This is a genomic window from Streptomyces sp. NPDC085937 (assembly GCF_044540535.1).
Lineage (GTDB): Bacteria > Actinomycetota > Actinomycetes > Streptomycetales > Streptomycetaceae > Streptomyces.
Map to the genome: position 1 here is coordinate 226654 of NZ_JBITSH010000011.1, position 15995 is coordinate 242648.

General features: G+C 72.4%; 15 protein-coding genes. 7 read left to right on the forward strand and 8 right to left on the reverse strand.

Annotated elements, in window-relative coordinates; all coding sequences use genetic code 11:
• Positions 1-497: 497 nt before the first annotated feature.
• A complete protein-coding gene (locus tag ACIF8S_RS23580; protein WP_400001490.1) occupies positions 498-809 on the reverse strand; it encodes a hypothetical protein in 312 nt (103 codons plus the stop codon).
• Positions 802-1113, reverse strand: a complete 312-nt coding sequence (locus ACIF8S_RS23585; RefSeq protein ID WP_400001492.1) for a hypothetical protein — start codon at positions 1111-1113, stop codon at positions 802-804. The genes ACIF8S_RS23580 and ACIF8S_RS23585 overlap by 8 nt, the downstream gene beginning before the upstream one ends.
• A 141-nt stretch (positions 1114-1254) precedes the next feature.
• On the opposite strand from ACIF8S_RS23585, the gene ACIF8S_RS23590 reads away from it, so the two are divergent.
• A complete protein-coding gene (locus tag ACIF8S_RS23590; RefSeq protein ID WP_400001586.1) occupies positions 1255-1704 on the forward strand; it encodes a DUF6314 family protein in 450 nt (149 codons plus the stop codon).
• 197 nt (positions 1705-1901) lie between these two features.
• Here the strand turns inward: ACIF8S_RS23590 and ACIF8S_RS23595 are convergent, their stop codons facing one another.
• Both ACIF8S_RS23595 and ACIF8S_RS23600 read right to left on the reverse strand, forming a co-directional pair.
• Positions 1902-3881: an RICIN domain-containing protein gene (locus ACIF8S_RS23595; RefSeq protein ID WP_400001494.1), complete on the reverse strand. Its 1980-nt coding sequence runs from the start codon at positions 3879-3881 to the stop codon at positions 1902-1904.
• A 353-nt stretch (positions 3882-4234) separates the two neighbouring features.
• Complete coding sequence (locus ACIF8S_RS23600; RefSeq protein WP_400001496.1) at positions 4235-5275, reverse strand: LacI family DNA-binding transcriptional regulator; 1041 nt, start codon at positions 5273-5275, stop codon at positions 4235-4237.
• Positions 5276-5495: 220 nt separating this feature from the next.
• On the opposite strand from ACIF8S_RS23600, the gene ACIF8S_RS23605 reads away from it, so the two are divergent.
• The 4 genes from ACIF8S_RS23605 (at position 5496) to ACIF8S_RS23620 (ending at position 10549) form a co-directional block, all read left to right on the forward strand.
• On the forward strand, positions 5496-6794 hold the full coding sequence (locus ACIF8S_RS23605; protein ID WP_400001498.1) for an ABC transporter substrate-binding protein: 1299 nt from the start codon (positions 5496-5498) through the stop codon (positions 6792-6794).
• 67 nt (positions 6795-6861) lie between these two features.
• On the forward strand, positions 6862-7848 hold the full coding sequence (locus ACIF8S_RS23610; RefSeq protein ID WP_400001499.1) for a carbohydrate ABC transporter permease: 987 nt from the start codon (positions 6862-6864) through the stop codon (positions 7846-7848).
• Positions 7845-8720 (forward strand): carbohydrate ABC transporter permease, encoded by an 876-nt coding sequence (locus tag ACIF8S_RS23615; protein WP_400001500.1) that lies wholly within the window; start codon positions 7845-7847, stop codon positions 8718-8720. Before ACIF8S_RS23610 ends, ACIF8S_RS23615 begins: the two co-directional genes overlap by 4 nt.
• Positions 8717-10549 carry a beta-galactosidase gene (locus ACIF8S_RS23620; RefSeq protein ID WP_400001502.1) on the forward strand — a complete coding sequence of 611 codons (1833 nt, stop codon included), beginning with the start codon at positions 8717-8719 and terminating at the stop codon, positions 10547-10549. The genes ACIF8S_RS23615 and ACIF8S_RS23620 overlap by 4 nt, the downstream gene beginning before the upstream one ends.
• A gap of 292 nt (positions 10550-10841) precedes the next feature.
• Here the strand turns inward: ACIF8S_RS23620 and ACIF8S_RS23625 are convergent, their stop codons facing one another.
• From ACIF8S_RS23625 to ACIF8S_RS23635, 3 genes are all read right to left on the reverse strand, one after another.
• A complete protein-coding gene (locus ACIF8S_RS23625; RefSeq protein WP_400001504.1) occupies positions 10842-11435 on the reverse strand; it encodes a histidine phosphatase family protein in 594 nt (197 codons plus the stop codon).
• A gap of 73 nt (positions 11436-11508) precedes the next feature.
• Positions 11509-11952 (reverse strand): GNAT family N-acetyltransferase, encoded by a 444-nt coding sequence (locus ACIF8S_RS23630; protein ID WP_400001506.1) that lies wholly within the window; start codon positions 11950-11952, stop codon positions 11509-11511.
• A 40-nt stretch (positions 11953-11992) separates the two neighbouring features.
• On the reverse strand, positions 11993-13429 hold the full coding sequence (locus ACIF8S_RS23635; RefSeq protein ID WP_400001508.1) for a PLP-dependent aminotransferase family protein: 1437 nt from the start codon (positions 13427-13429) through the stop codon (positions 11993-11995).
• Here ACIF8S_RS23635 and ACIF8S_RS23640 point away from each other — a divergent pair.
• Both ACIF8S_RS23640 and ACIF8S_RS23645 read left to right on the forward strand, forming a co-directional pair.
• Positions 13428-14345: a DMT family transporter gene (locus tag ACIF8S_RS23640; RefSeq protein ID WP_400001509.1), complete on the forward strand. Its 918-nt coding sequence runs from the start codon at positions 13428-13430 to the stop codon at positions 14343-14345. The genes ACIF8S_RS23635 and ACIF8S_RS23640 overlap by 2 nt on opposite strands.
• Before the next feature lie 170 nt (positions 14346-14515).
• Complete coding sequence (locus ACIF8S_RS23645) at positions 14516-14716, forward strand: DUF1918 domain-containing protein (protein ID WP_349790769.1); 201 nt, start codon at positions 14516-14518, stop codon at positions 14714-14716.
• On the opposite strand, the gene ACIF8S_RS23650 is transcribed toward ACIF8S_RS23645, so the two are convergent.
• Positions 14717-15958 (reverse strand): glycoside hydrolase family 10 protein, encoded by a 1242-nt coding sequence (locus tag ACIF8S_RS23650; RefSeq protein ID WP_400001511.1) that lies wholly within the window; start codon positions 15956-15958, stop codon positions 14717-14719.
• Between the last annotated feature and the right edge of the window lie 37 nt (positions 15959-15995).

A 15995-nucleotide genomic window follows, 5' to 3' on the forward strand; every position in this document is an offset into this window, starting at 1 on the left:
TCCGTTTTGCCACCATGGATCACCTCCCCTGGATGACGAAACGTCCGGCGTGCATGTGTCGGAATCTCGGGGGTCATTCCACGTTCCGACGACCCCCTTCCGGTCAACTGCCGCCGGAAGTTGTCTTCTTGAGGCTTCCCGCATGAGTTCATTGGCAGGGTCCGACCAATGCGTTGTGTCGCCGACCACGCAGCACGACCTGGCCTGGCGGACCTGCCGGCTCATTCGACAACAAGCCCCCCGGCGTCGATGTGCCTGGCAAGCGTTCTCCCGTGATCTATCAGAACTTCCCGCAGGTCGGCGGAGTACCGCTGCAGATCACTGCGGGAAAGTTGGAGCCATGTGTTGCTCCGGTGCCGCGCCCAGTCTTGCTGCACGGCCAGTGGTTGCTCGGCTTCGATGGGGCGAGGTGCAAACTGGTGTTCTCCGTGGGTGACGTGACCCAGATGAACGTGGAGGCTTCCTATCACAACCGCACCGGGGCCGCGGTCTGGCGGTCAGGCGGTCAGGACCAGAAAGGCGACGATCATCGCGAGGGGGCCGATCAGGAGGGCGGCCAGGTGGCCGAGCAGGGCGCGGAACATGCCGAGCACCGCGTACAGCGCCGCTCCGCCCAGCAGCCAGCAGCCGAAGAGCCGCAGCGCCAGCTCCTGCGCGGCGTTCTCCTCCTCACGCGTGGTGGGGTCGCCGATGACGCCGATCGCCAGACACAGCAGGACCACGCCCACCAGGGCGCTCACCGCGCCGGCGAAGGGCGCGACGGCCCTGTCGGACCGCCGCACCCGCTTCCAGACCGCTATGTCACTCATGGGAACCAGAGACTAGCCCTGAGGGGCCGGTCGGTGTCAGCGCCGGTCGATCCTCATGAACGTCACCGAGTTCGGCGGGAACGTGTACGTGAACGTGGGCGCCACACCCCGGAACGTCGTCGAAGAAGACGCCGTACATCGTGTCGTCGATCGCCGGGCCGCGGGCGCCGGTGCCGACGGCGATCGTGTAGTCGGCGGCGGCCTCCGCGTGGGCGGGGGCCGGTAACAGGACGGCGGCGGTCGGCAGGGCGGTGCCCGCGAGGAGGGCTCTGCGGCGGGTCCGGTGCCGGGCGGTGCGTGACATGGATACTCGCGGCTCTGGGGGAGATAAGCGGTCGTTCGCAATGGCGGACGCTGTGCAGCACTTCGAACGGCAAGATAGGGAGGGGGCAGGAGCACGTCAATGGGTCGTGCGACACCGGAGAGCACGGGAGAGCGGGGCGCCATGGGCGAGTTCTGGCCGGTACCCGACGTACTGGCGTACCTGAGCGGCGCCTGGCGGGCCGAGCGCGTCGTGCGGGACCTGGCTAGCGGGGGCGAGGGGCGGTTCACCGGGAGCGTGGTGTTCGAGCCGCTCGAGGACGGCGAGGGCCTGCTCCAGCGGGAGTCGGGCGACTTCACCTGGCGGGGCGTCACCCGGCCCGCCGAGCGCACGCTCCGCTTTCTACGGGGCCCGAAGGGCACGGCGGACGTGCGGTTCGCGGACGGCCGCTTCTTCCACGGCCTGGACCTCAGGTCCGGCCGGCACGTCGCCGACCACCCCTGCTCGGCCGACCTCTACCGGGGCGAGTTCACCGTCCGCGACGAGGACCACTGGCGCGTGGTGTGGCGGGTGCGCGGCCCGGCGAAGGACCTGGAACTCCTCACCGACCACACCCGCGCCGACGGGGCATAGGCCCGCACGCGACGGCCTGACACAGCCCCGACGACACGGGCTCCGGCGGCCCGGCGACCCCGGCCTGCGGCACAGGCACGGGCCGCAGGCCGTGACGGCCGGCGTGCGCCGACGGGACGGCCGTGCCGCTCCGGACAGCCGTGACCGCGATGGGGCGGCCGTGACCGCGGTGGGGCGGCCGTCGCGAGCGGCGCCGGTCAGGAAACCTTGGTGAACGTCCAGGTCTGCACGGCACCGGACGTGGCGGGACGCTGGGTGAGCGGTGCGCCGTCGGCGGTGGACGCGGCGGTCAGGAGCAGGCCGCTGGACTGGGCGGCGAGGGTGTAGCCACCGTCCTTGGCGGTGGCGATCCAGCGCTGGTTGGACGCGCCGCTGCACGGCCACTGGATGACGGCGGCCCCGGGCGACCTGGAGTTGTCACGGATGTCCGCGCACAGCCCCGAGTTGACGTTCTTCAGCTCGTACGTGCCGTCTGAGTGGGCGGTCACCGTCCACTTCTGGTTCTGGCCGCCGTGCCAGGGCCAGACCGTGACCTGGGTCCCCTGCGTGGTGGAGTTGGCCGGGACGTCGATGGCCTGGGTGCCCGCCGAGATGCGGTGGACGCCGTTCACGGGACCCTGCGCGGGGGCGCACGTGGTGGACAGCTGGTGGGCGCCCCGGTCGGGGGCGCAGCCGGCCGGCACCGGGTTGCCGAAGTAGTCACGCGTCGCGGACGAGGTCATGACCACGCCGTTGGCCAGCGCGGGCGAGCCCGCCCGGAGTCGGTAGCCGTCCACGTCGGTCCGGGAGGTGGCCGTGCCGGGCGCGGTGAGCAGGGGGTCGGCGGTCACCTTGCGGGCGTCCGCCGGCTCCCCGGCGGGGTGGTTGCCGTGGAAGACGTTCGCGTCGAAGGTGAGGGTGCCCGCGTTGAGGTAGGCGGCCTGGGTCGTGGCGACGTGGAAGACGTTGTTGCGGAAAGCGGCGTTGTCGCCGGTGGAGCCGTTGGCGTTGTTGATGACGTCGACCGGCTTGGACAGGTAGAAGGTGTTGTTGTAGATCTGCGTGTTCGTCGTCCTGGCGCAGACCATGTCGAAGAGCTGTCCGCCGTCGTTCTGACTGATGTTGTAGCGCACGACGTTGTCGGCGGTGGTCGAGCCCGAGCCGTTGCACAGGAGGATGAAGCCACCCTCGTTGTCGTGGCTGTAGTTGTACTGGTAGACGGTGCCGATGTTGGCCTCGTCGATGTCCAGGCCCTGGCCGTCGCACTCGCTCTTGCCGCCGCTGACCTCGTTGTACTGGTACAGGGCGCGGTTGGTGTTCCAGCCCCACACGCCGGCCGCGCAGTGGGCCGGTTCACGCTCGCGGAAGCCGTCGACCCTGTTGTACTCGACGAGGGCGCCCTCGGTGTGGTGGGGCACGACGGCGTCGCCCCCGATGTCCGAGACGGTGTTGCCGCGGATGACGACGCGGGTCTGCGGCGTCCAGGTCCCGCACGTGGAGCCGCAGTTGGGGTTGTTCAGCTCCGGGCGCTGCATCCAGCGGGTCCAGAAGTGGATGCCGTAGCGGTCCACCGTCCTGACCGTGTTGCCCTCGACGACGACGTCGTCGAACTTGGTCGCCCTGGTGTTGCCGAGGACCTCGAAGAAGATTCCCGCGCTGGCGTCGTCGTCCTTCTTCGTCCGGTTGCCGTTGATGTCGTGGATGTCGAGCCCGCTGACGCGGTAGTACGTGCCGGTTCCCGAGTCGGTACGGGTGATGTGCACACCGCGCCGGGTCGCGGCGGTGTCGCCCTTGTTGGAGATGTCGAGGTTGCGTATCTCCCAGTACTGCTGGTCGGCGAGGCGCACGACGTCGGTCACCTGGCCGGCTCCCGCGAGCCGGGGCTTGGCTCCGGTGCCGTAGGCGTCGACCACGATCGGCTGCCCTGGGGCACCCGATCCCTTGGGGAACAGCTGCTGTCCGGTGCAGGTGCTGCCGCGCTTGAGGAGGATCGAGTCCCCGGGCTGGAACACGCGGTCGTTGACCGGGGCCAGGCTGTTCCAGGGTGCGGCCTGGCTGCCGTTGCCGGCCGCGGTCGCCCCGCAGTCCACGTGGTAGGCCGACGCCTGTGCGGAGGCGTGCGCGGTGGAGGCGGCCACCAGGGGCGCCAGGGGAAGAAGCGAGGCGGTGAGGAACAGGGCGAGTTTTCGTGCAGCCACAGATGGCTCCCTGGATGGGTGTCGGATGGCAGGGCGGACGGTCGCGCCGGCAGGGCGGACGGTCCGGCTGAACGAGTGCGCGTCTCAGACGAGACAGTAGACGTCAGACGTCTGCTGCTTGCGGGACCTTAGGTTCGGGGTCGGGCGCCGTCAAGACCACCGGCGAAGCGACTCCGGCCGACGACGGCGGCCGCTCCGCGCCGGAGGGGCGGAGGCCGCCGTCCCGCGCCGCCCGTCCCGCCGACGCGCTGCGGGACCCGTCCACGGCACGCGGGGGCCACCGGCGCCTGTACGGCTCCGGCGGGATGGCGCCCCAACAGGCAGGTGCCACCCTCCTGCGGGCCACGGCCCGCTCAGCCATCGCCTCCCGAGGCACGGGGCGGTGCGGTGCTCGACCGGACGACGAGGCGCGGTTCCACCGACTTCGGTCCCGGCAGGGCGCCCGGAGCGGCGATGGACCGCAGCAGATGCGTCACCGCCAGCGCCCCCATCTCCGCGAACGGCTGTGCCACGGTGGTGAGCGGCGGCCAGCTGTACTCGGCGAGTTCGATGTTGTCGACGCCCACCACCGAGATGTCCTCGGGAACCCGGCGGCCGGTCTCGTGCAGCGCCTTGATCACCCCGAAGGCCATCTCGTCGCTGGCGACGAAGACAGCGGTCACGTCGGGGATGCGTCCCAGGACGAGACCGTTGCGGTATCCGGATGCGGGAGACCAGTCGCCTTCCAGCGCGGGAGGCACGGGCCGGCCGGCCGCCTCGAGCGTGTCGCGCCAGCCGTCACGCCTGCTGGCGGCCTCCAGCCACTCCTGCGGACCGGTGACGTGCCACACCGAGTCATGCCCCAGGTCGAGCAGGTGCTGGGTGGCCAGACGCGCGGCGAGCGCCTGGTCGACGGCCACCACCTCGGTCGCGGAGGTGCGGGACCCGTCGATGGTGACCGTGGGGACCGACTCGGTCAGTTGCTCGATCCGACGGCTGGTGTGGATGAGCGGCACGGCCAGGACGACGCCCTCGACGTCCTGGTCGGCCAGCCGTGAGAGGGCGTCCTCGATGGCGGACGTGTCGAGCGAGGAGGTCGCCGCCGCGTTGACCGTGTACCCGGCCTCACGGGCCGCGTTCTCGATACCCGAGGTGATGAGCGCGCCCGAGTAGTAGTGGGTCCGCTGCGTCACCACGCCGATGGTGCGGCTGCGTCCCGAGGACAGCACCCGTGCGGCGTTGTTGCGCCGGTACCCGAGCTGCTCCACGGCGGCCATGACCTTGTCGCGCGTGCGCTCCTGGACGTTCGGATGACCCGAGAGCACACGGGACACCGTCTGCGCCGACACCCCGGCGGCTCGCGCCACGTCCGCCATCCCGGGTGGCCGCTTCGCGTCGGCATTCTGCTTCACCATGGGTCCTTCCTCGAGACCGTGCCCCCGATGATATCGCTGACACACCGGGCATAGCCCGCCTCCCGCTCTCGGACCTCTCAGTTCGATCACACCGTTGGCATCGATAACAACATCTGCCATAGTTCGAGCCGTCGACGGTCACTCGGCACGCGACTGCACGCCGCCTCCCCTCGGACCGCGCGGCGGTCACCCCTTGTCTCGTCTCCCTCGAAGAGGAGTCATGAAGAGATCAATCAGCCGGTCTGCGGGAATCATCGGCGCCCTGGCCCTGGCCCTGACGGCCACCGCTTGCGCCGGCTCGGACTCGGACACGTCGTCCTCGTCGGGGAAGGCATCGATAACATTCTGGGGCTGGGCTCCGGGTTACGACGACGCGGTCAAGGCGTTCAACCGCAGCCACCCCGACATCGAGGTCACGTACCAGTCGGTGCAGCCGGGGGCCAAGGGCGGCTACCAGAAGATGCTCAACGCCGTCACGGCGGGCAACGCTCCCTGCCTGGCCCAGGTCGGCTACGAGACGCTGCCCAGCTTCGCCGCCCAGGGGGCCCTGCAGGACGTCGCCGAGTACGCCTCCCCCGCGAAGGACGACTTCCAGGAAGCGGCCTGGGCCTCGGTGACCCTCGGCGACCAGGTCTACGGCGCGCCCGTGGACACCGGCCCGATGGTGATGTTCTACAACAAGGAGGTCTTCGACTCGCTCGACCTCGCGCCCCCCGCGACCTGGGCGGAGTACGAGAAGGCGGCCAGGAAGATCCACGCCTCCGGCCCTCGCCGGTTCATCTCGTCGCCCTACCTGGACTACGACTACGCGGGCCTCGCCTGGCAGGCGGACGCCGGCTGGTTCGGCGTCAAGGACGACGCCTGGCAGGTGACCATCGACTCGCAGGCCAACCGGAAGGTCGCCGACTACTGGCAGGGCCTGGTGGACGAGGGGCTGGTCAGCGGCGCCCCGATGTACGACCAGGCCTGGTACACCGGTCTGGGCAACGGTGACATCGCCACCGTCGTGGGCGCGGTGTGGCAGGCCGGCGTCATCAAGGGCGGCGCGGCCAAGGGGTCGGGCAAGTGGGCGGTGGCTCCGATGCCGCAGTGGACCGAGGGAGGCGACCAGGTCGGCAACGCCGGAGGGTCCGCCACCGCCATCCTCGACGGGTGTGACGCGCCGGAGGCCGCCTGGGAGTTCGCGCACTGGCTCAGCACCGACCGGAAGGCGTTCGGCGCGCTCGTCGACGAGGCGGGGCTCTACCCGGCCGCGAAGGACCTGCTCGACCTCCCCCAACTGGAAGCCGGGGACGCGTACTTCGGCGGACAGAAGATCTACGACGTCGTCGCCCAGGCGTCCCCGCACGTCAACTCCTCCTGGACCTGGGGCCCGCTGATGACCAGGACCGCGGCCGACCTCAACGACGGCCTCGGCAAGGCGTGGGCGGGCAAGGGCACGCTCACCGGCGCGCTGGAGGCCACGCAGCGGGCGACGGTGAACGAGATGAGGAAGCAGGGCCTGGAGGTGGCCGAGTGACCGGCCGGCCACCCCGACGCGACCACGAGCCCACGCGGTACAGCCACTCACAGTGAGGATCAGCTCCGTGACCGACGCCGCCGCCCCGGCGGACACCCGAAGCAGCAGCGAAGGGGCCACCGGCGGACCGCCGCCCGCCGGTTCCCGCCGCGCTCCCGCAGGTCCGCGTCAGCGCCGGCGGGGCTCGCGGAGCCCCTTGCTGTTCTGCGCCCCGTTCGTCGTCCTCTTCCTCGGCATGTACGTCGCGCCGATCGTCTACGCCGCGGTGAAGAGCCTGTACACCGTCCGGCGGTCGGGGCTCGGACTGGCGCCCCCGACCGAGGAGTTCGACCCGTTCGGCAACTATGGGCGGGCTCTCGACGACGGCGCGTTCCTCTCCTCCCTCGGCCGGATCGCCCTGTTCGGCGTGGTCCAGGTGCCCGTGATGCTGGGCGCGGCCCTCGTCCTCGCCCTGCTGATCGACTCCCGGTCCGCGCGCGGCAAGGGCTTCTTCCGCCTCTCCGGCTTCCTGCCCTACGCGATCCCCGGGGTGAGCGCCGCCCTCGTCTGGTCGTTCATGTACTCACCGCAGTCGAGCCCGGTCAACCGGATGCTGGAGCCGCTTGGGTTCGCCGTCCCGTTCTTCGACAGCGACCTGGTGCTGTGGTCGGTGGCGAACATCGTCACCTGGAGCTGGACCGGCTACAACATGATCATCATCTACGCGGCACTGCAGTCCATCCCCGCGGAGGTGCTGGAGGCCGCCCGGATGGACGGCGCGTCGGCCGTGCGCATCGCCTGGAGCATCAAGGTGCCGGCGGTACGCGGCGCGCTGGTACTCACCGCCGTCTTCTCGATCATCGGCTCGGCCCAGCTCTACAACGAGCCGGTGGTGCTCCAGCCCGTCTCCGACGGCGCGGTCTCCTCGACGTTCACCCCGATCATGTCCGCGCAGAGCGCGATCGCGGCGGGCAACTATCCGTACGCGGCGGCCCAGTCCGTTCTCCTCGCCGTACTGGTGGGTGTCGTGTCGTTCGTCTTCTTCAAGTTCACCACCCGGGGAGAGCAGGAATGAGCACGACCACCACGAGACCGTCCGTGATCCGTCCCCGGCGTGAGACGAGTCTGCCGAGCCGGGTCGTGGTCACCGCCCTGCTGGGCCTGTCGGCCTTCTACTTCCTGCTGCCCCTGTGGTGGCTGCTGGTGTCCGCCACGAAGCCGTTCGGCGAGCAGTTCTCCGGCACCGGCCTCTGGTTCGACGGTTTCGGGCTCTTCGACAACATCGCGCGGCTCGGCACCCAGGACGGCGGCATCTTCTGGCGCTGGATGCTCAACAGTGTCCTCTACTGCGGCGTCGGAGCACTGCTGGGCACGGTGTTCTCGGCCCTGGCCGGCTACGCCCTGGCCAAGTACCGATTTCCCGGGCGCGGGCTGCTGTTCGGCGTGGTGCTGGCGGCGGTGCTCATCCCGAAGGTGCTGTTCACCCTGCCGCTGTACCTGATGTTCTCCGGCGTGGGTCTGATCGACAACCCGCTGGCCGTGCTGCTGCCCAGCGTGGTCAGTCCGTTCGGCGTCTACCTCTGCCGGGTGTTCGCCGCGCAGAGCGTCCCGGACGAGGTGCTGGAAGCCGGCCGGATCGACGGCGCGAGCGAGTTCCGCCTCTTCCGCTCCGTCTCGGTGCGGATGATGCTGCCCGCCCTGGTGACCATCCTGTTGTTCCAGTTCGTGGAGATCTGGAACAACTACCTGCTGCCCGCGATGGTCCTCGGCGACGACCGGCTCCAGCCCGTCACGGTGGGCCTGGTCGGCTGGAACGCCAGCCATGTCGCGGTGCCGCCCGCGCTCGTCGTCGTGGGCTCGCTCGTGTCCATCGTCCCCCTCCTGCTCGCCTTCCTCTCGTTGCAGCGGTTCTGGCGCGCGGGCATGACCGCGGGAGCCTTGAAATGACCGTCTTCGAGCCCGGCGCCGTGGGACACGGATCCCTTCCCGGCGAACCTCCCGCCCTCACCTTCACGGACGGGGTGCTGCTGCGCGACGGGCGCCCGCACCGCGTCCTGGCGGGCTCCCTGCACTACTTCCGTGTCCATCCCGATCAGTGGGCCGACCGGCTCCAACGACTGTCCGCCCTGGGACTCAACACCGTCGACACCTACGTGCCCTGGAACTTCCACGAGCGCACCCCGGGCGCCGTCGACTTCGCGGGCCCGCGCGACCTGGAACGCTTCGTGCGGCTCGCCCAGGAGCAGGGACTGGACGCCATCGTGCGGCCTGGCCCCTACATCTGCGCGGAATGGGACAACGGCGGGCTGCCCGCCTGGCTCACGGACACCCCCGGCATGCGGCTGCGGACCTCCCATCCGCTCTTCCTGGAGGCGGTGGGCCGCTGGTTCGACGAGCTGATCCCCCGGATCGCCGCCCTCCAGGCCGGCCGGGGCGGTCCGGTGGTGGCCGTGCAGATCGAGAACGAGTACGGCAGCTACGGCGACGACCACTCCTACGTCCGCTGGGTGCGGGACGCGCTGGCCGGGCGGGGGATCACGGAACTCCTCTACACGGCCGACGGCCCGACGACGCTGATGCAGGACGGCGGCTCCCTGGCCGGGGAACTGGCGGCCGCCACGTTCGGTTCCCGACCCGCTCAGGCAGCGGCCCTGCTGCGGGCACGACGGCAGGGCGAGCCCTTCTTCTGCGCCGAGTTCTGGAACGGCTGGTTCGACCACTGGGGGGAGCACCACCACGTGCGTTCGGCCGACAGCGCGGCGGACGCCCTGGACGGCATCCTCGCCGAGGGCGGTTCGGTGAGTCTGTACATGGCGCACGGCGGCACCAACTTCGGCCTCTGGGCGGGCGCCAATCACGACGGCGAGCGGCTCCGGCCGACCGTCACCAGCTACGACTCGGACGCGCCGGTCGCCGAACACGGGGGCCTCACCCCGAAGTTCTTCGCCCTGCGGGAGCGGCTGGCCGCCGTCGATCCCACCGTGGCGGACCGGCCCGTGCCCGCGGACCCGCCCCTGCTGGAGCCGCGCACACTGGAGCTGACCCGGCGTGCGCCCCTGCTGGAAGGGCTGCGCGCCGCGGCCGAGCCGGTACGCGCACCCGTGCCGCTGAGCTTCGGCGAACTGGGGCAGGCCGCCGGCCTGGTGCTGTACACGGCGGAACCGCTCCTCCCGCCGGAGCACGTGACCGTGTCCGTGCGGCAGCTGCACGACCGTGCGCAGGTGTTCGTCGACGGGGAACCCGTGGGCGTGCTGGACGGCGACTCCGCCTCGGTCACCGTGCGGGGCGCCGGACGACGCGTCCGGCTGGAGCTGCTGGTGGAGAACCAGGGCAGGATCAACTACGGCCCGCTGCTCGGCCAGGGGAAGGGCATCCTCGGCAGTGTGCTCGTGGACCGCCGGCAGGTGCACAACTGGAGCATGCACCGGCTGCCGCTCGACGAGTGGACACCCGGGGACGTCTCCCGGGCGGCCTCCGCCGCGGCCCCCCACGGGCGGGCGGGCTTCGCCGAGGCACGGCTGGAGGTCGCCGAGCCCGCGGACGCCTTCGTCGCCCTCCCCGGCTTCGGCAAGGGATTCCTCTGGATCAACGGAACCCTCCTGGGCCGCTACTGGGAGACCGGCCCGCAGCGGACGCTCTACCTCCCGCGGCCGCTGCTGCGCGCCGGTGAGAACACCCTGACGGTGCTGGAGACGGAGCGCTTCGGCGAACGGATCGTCCTGTGCGACCGCCCCGAGCTCGGCCCGCCGGAGGAGTACGTCGAGACCTTCGACTGACGGCGACGGTGGCCACGGCGTCGCCGCCGAGCGGCGGCACGCATGCACCGCGGTCACAGGCGTCGCGGTGCGCCGCGCTCGTCGTCACGGGGACCGGCGGGAGCGCCCCGGTTCCGGGCGGCGGTCCCGCCCCGGGCAAGGGAGGGTGCCGGTGCCGGGGCGGCTCACCGTCGGCGACGCGGGCCGCCGGTGCGCGGGCCGCCGGTGCGCGGGCCGCCGGTGCGCGGGCCGGCCGGGGACCGGACCCCGTCGACCGGTACGGGCGGGTGGGCCGGGGCACGGTCCGTCGGGCCTACGCGCGGGTGGGCTGGCCGCACACGCTCTCCAGCCGCAGGCTCCACCGCCCCGGCCGTCCGGCCACGCCGATCGTCGACAGCGAGCGGACGTCGATGCTCCAGTAGGTGGCGGGCGGCGCCTTCAGCGCGTAGACGAGCGCCGCGCGGATCACCGACGGCTCGGCCACCGCGACCACCCGGCAGCCGTCCTCGGCGGGCCGGGTGTCGAGCCAGTTGCCGACGCGTCCGATGAAGTCCAGCAGGGACTCGCCGCCGTGGGGCGTGGACCGCGGGTCGGTGAGCCAGGCGTCCACCGCCGCCGGCTCCCGGGCCATCGCCTCTCCCAGCGTCAGCCCGCGCCAGCGCCCCATGTCGCAGTCGCGCAGGGCGAGTTGTACCAGAGGCGCATAGCCGAGCCCTTCCCCGGTGGCGCGGCTGCGCGGGGCCGGGGAGCAGTAGCGCAGATCGGCCGCCGCCAGAGGCAGCAGGTCGTGCGCGGCACGTTGCACCTCGTGCCATCCGGCCTGGTCCAGCGGCCGGGCGTCCTCGAAGCGCTCGGACAGCACCGTGGAGCTCCCCGCGGCGGCGACGAACGTGACCCGAAGTGCCATGCCGCGATGGTCAGCCGCCGGGGTCGGCTGGTCAAGAGGCACCACCACGCGGTCACTCAAGGTGACACGATGTTCACCTCTGCTCGAAGATGAGCGCCATCCACTCGTCGGGCCGCTCCAGCGGGCGGAACCCCAGCCGCGCGTACACCTCGTGCGCGTCGTGCGTGGCCAGCAGGACGCGCCGTACGCCGTGGCCCCGCACCTCCTCCCGCACGGCGGTGACCATCGCGGTACCGAGGCCCTTGCCGCGCACGGCCGGGTCGACGTACACGTCGCACAGCCAGGCGAAGGTGGCCCGGTCGGTGATGACCATGGCGTACGCCACCTGGTCGCCCGTGACCGTGTCGTACACGCCGAAGTTGAGCGATTCCGCGATCGCCCGGTCCTGACCCTCACGGGAGCGGCCCAGCGCCCAGTACGCGTCGGTGGACAGCCACCGGTGCACCTTCCCGGCGTCGATCCGGGCGGGGTCGGCGGAGATCTCGTAGCCCTCGGGCATGCGGGGGTCGGCAGTCATGCGCCGATGCTCGCAGCCGCCGACAAGGGGCGTCGAGCCCTTATCCCACCACCTGGGACCAGGCCGTACGCAGCCGCTGCACGCCCTCCGTGATCTCCCCGGTGCCGGCCACGGCGGCGAAGCTGAGCCGCAGGTGCCCTGCGGGCGGTTCGGCGCTGAAGTAGGGGCGCCCGGGGGTGACGGCGACGCCCGCGCGCAGGGCGGCCCCGGTCAGCGCGGACTCGGACGTGCCGTCGGGCAGCCGTGCCCACAGGTGGTAGCCGCCGGACGGGACGTGCGGGAGGGCGAGGTCCGGCAGGTTCAGCCGCAGCGCCGCGGTCATGGCGTCGCGGCGGCCGCGCAGCGCCGTGGCGACGGCGCGCAGATGACGCGGCCAGGCGGCCGATCCGACGAGTTCCAGGGTCGCCTCCTGCAGCGGGCGGGGCACGAAGAAGGTGTCGACGACCTGGATGGCCCGCAGCCGCTCCAGCACCGGGCCGTGCGCGGCGAGGGCGCTCACCCGGAAGCTGGGTGAGGTGGCCTTGGTGAGGGAACTGACGTGCACCACCACCCCGTCGGGGTCGTCGGCGGCGAGCGGGCGCGGCAGCGGGCCCGCGTCCTCGTGCACCAGCCGCCGTACGAAGTCGTCCTCGACGACGAAGGCGCCGGCCTGCCGGGCGATGCGCAGCACCTCCGCGCGCCGTTCGGGGGCGAGCACGGCGCCGGTGGGGTTCTGGAACAGCGGCTGGCAGACGAGGACGCGTGCGCCGGAGGCCCGGAACGCGTCGGCGAGCAGTGACGGCCGCACACCGTCGGCGTCCACCGGGACGGGCACCGGGCGCAGTCCGGCGGCGCGTGCGATGGCCAGCATCCCCGGGTAGGTGGGCGACTCGACGAGGACGGGCGCGCCGGGCGGGGCGAGCGCCCGCAGGGCCGTGGTCAGGGCGGACTGCCCGCCCGAGGTGACCAGCACGCCCGCCGCCGTCACCGGCCCGCCGATGGCGCGCGCGAACCACTCGCGCAGTTCGGGCAGTCCTTCCATGGGCGGCCGCCCCCAGGCACCCGGCCTGCGCCCGGCGCGGGCGAGCGCCGCCGCCATGGCCCGCTCCGGCTGGAGCGAGGGGTGCAGATAGCCGCCGTTGAACTCGATCACTCCGGGCGCCGGTGCGGCCAGCGACACCAGCACACCGGAGGCGTCCACCGAGCGCGGTACGAGATCGGCGGCCCCGTCGGCGCTGAGGGCGACCTCCTGCCACGAGGTGTCCCCGGTGGGCGCGGCCGGCGTGCGGGGTACGGCACGGAAGGCGCCGGCGCCGGGGCGGGTGACCACCAGTCCCTCGGCGGCGAGCCGCGCCAGGGCCCGGGAGACGGTCACCGGGCTGACCCGGAACCGCTCCACCAGCGCCCGGCTGGACGGGAGCTTCTCACCGGGAGAGTAGCGGTCGAGCTCCTGTCGTAGCTGTTCCGCGAGTTCACCCACGCTGCTACTGTCGTGCATGAGAGCACAGAGTAGCGCTACCGCCGCGCCTCCGATAGCAGTCACCGCTCCCCCGCGCACCCGAGGCTTCGGCACCCTGCAGGCCGCCCTCGGCGTGGTCGCCTTCTCCCTCACCTTCCCGGCCACCGCCTGGGGCCTGGAGGGCTTCGGCCCCTGGTCGCTGGTGGCCGTGCGCAGTGTCCTCGCGGCGGTGATCGCCGGCGGCTGTCTGCTGGCGCTGCGCGTCCCGCCGCCGGCCCGCCGCCACTGGCCGGGGCTCGCGGTGGTCGCCGCCGGGGTGGTGCTGGGCTTTCCCATGCTGACCACGCTGGCGCTGCAGACCTCCACCACCGCGCACGCCGCCGTGGTGGTCGGCCTCCTCCCCCTCACCACGGCACTGCTGTCGGCCCTGCGGACGGGCGCCCGCCCCTCGCGCACCTTCTGGGCGGCGGCGCTCGTCGGCGCGGCCGCCGTGCTGGCCTTCACGGTGCAGCAGAGCGGGGGCGCGCTGACGACGGCCGACGTGTACCTCTTCGGGGCACTGCTGATCTGCGCGGCCGGCTACACCGAGGGCGGAAGGCTGGCCGGGGCCATGCCGGGCTGGCAGGTGATCGGCTGGGCGCTGGTGCTGTGCCTGCCGCTCACCGTGCCCGTCGCGGCGGTCGCCCTGACCGTCGAGCCGGTACGGCTGACCACGCACAGCGTCACCGGACTGCTGTGGGTGGCGGCGGGCTCACAGTTCCTGGGGCTGATCGCCTGGTACCGGGGCATGGCGGCGATCGGCATCCCCAAGGCGAGCCAGCTCCAGCTCGCTCAGCCGCTGCTCACCCTGGTGTGGTCGGTGCTGCTGCTCGGCGAGCACCTGCCGCTCGCGGCCCCGCTGACGGCGGCCGCGGTCCTGGTGTGCATCGCGGTCACCCAGCGGGCGCGGGGGTAGCGCGGCCGACGGGGCGCGGCGGTGGCGCGGACTGCCGGCGGCTCCCCGCCGTGGAACCGGGGCGCCCTGGAGGTACTTCCGGGACCCCTCGCCGTGGAGCCGGGGCGCGGCCCCCGCCGTAGACTCGAAGGGCATGGACCGCTGCTCCCGCACGTGGTGAGGAGGCGACGATGCGCGCAACCGAGGGTGACCGTCTTGTCCAGCACGGCAGGGTGGTCGGCCAGCACGACAAGGCCGGCGAGATCGTCGAAGTGCTCGGCCGGGAGGGCAGCCCGCCCTACCGGGTCCGCTTCGAGGACGGGCACGAGGGTGTCTGCTCGCCCGGTCCCGACACCGAGATCCGGCACCGGGAGACCGTGACCCGGCACTGATCAGGCCGGGGGGCCGGCCGGCTGCCCGTAGTGGTCGGCCACCACCCGTGCCATCGCCCCGACCGGATCGGCCGTCACCTCGCGCGCCGCGAAGAACACGTGTCCCCGCGCCTGCGGGTGACGCTTCGCCAGCGTGAGGTGACGGGACAGCTCGGCCGGATCGCCCCAGGACGCCGGCTGCGCCGGGTCCCCCGCCTTGTACAGCGCCTCCCCCGCGTACAGCTGGGTTCTCGAGCCCCGGACGACGTCGGCCCACCAGGGCAGCAGCTTCGCGTAGTCCGCGACGGCGAAGCCGATGTTCCAGTAGAGCTGCGGGCAGATGTAGTCGATCCAGTTCTCCGCGGCCCACGTGCGGGTGTCCGCGTGCAGGTCGTCGTAGGACTGCACGCCCGCCCGGGTGTCGGAGCCGCGCGGGTCCACGTCGGCGTTGCGCCACACCCCGAAGGGGCTGATGCCGAAGCGGGTGCCGGGCCGGATCGCCCTGATGCCCTCGGCCGTCTCCCGCACCAGCCGGTCGACGTTGTCCCGCCGCCAGGCCGCCCGGTCCGGGAAGGCGCCGCCGTGGCGGTCGTACGTCTCGTCGTCGTCGAAGGTCTGGCCGGCCACGGGGTACGGGTAGAAGTAGTCGTCGAAGTGGACGCCGTCGACCGGGTAGCGGCGCACCGCGTCCAGCATCGCCTCGCGCACGAAGGCCCGGACCTCGGGCAGTCCCGGGTCGTAGTACAGCTTGCCGCCGTACGGGATCACCCAGCCGGGGTTGCGGCGGGCCGGGTGGGAGGCGGCGAGCCGGGTGGGGTCGCCGTGCAGGGCCACCCGGTAGGGGTTGAACCAGGCGTGCAGGTGGAGGCCGCGGGCGTGGGCCTCCTCGACGGCCGTGCCGAGCGGGTCCCAGCCGGGGTGCGTGCCCTGGGTGCCGGTGAGGTACTGCGACCACGGTTCGTACGGGGAGGGCCACAGGGCGTCGGCGGTGGGCCGCACCTGCAGGATCACGGTGTTGAGACGGGCGCGGACGGCCGTGTCGAGGTGGGCGGTCAGCTCGGCGCGCTGCCGGTCGGCGCCCAGGCCGGGCCGCGAGGGCCAGTCCCGGTTGGTGACGGTGGCCACCCACATCCCCCGCATCTCGTCGCTCGCCGCACCGCCCCGGCCCGGGGCGCCCGCCGCGCCCGGCTCCGGCCGCGGGGCGGCGGGCGCCCCGGGCACCGCCAGGGCGGCCAGCGCCACCGTGAAGTTCCTGCGTGACACCCGCACCGCTCGTCCCCCTCGGACATCTGTCGCGAAC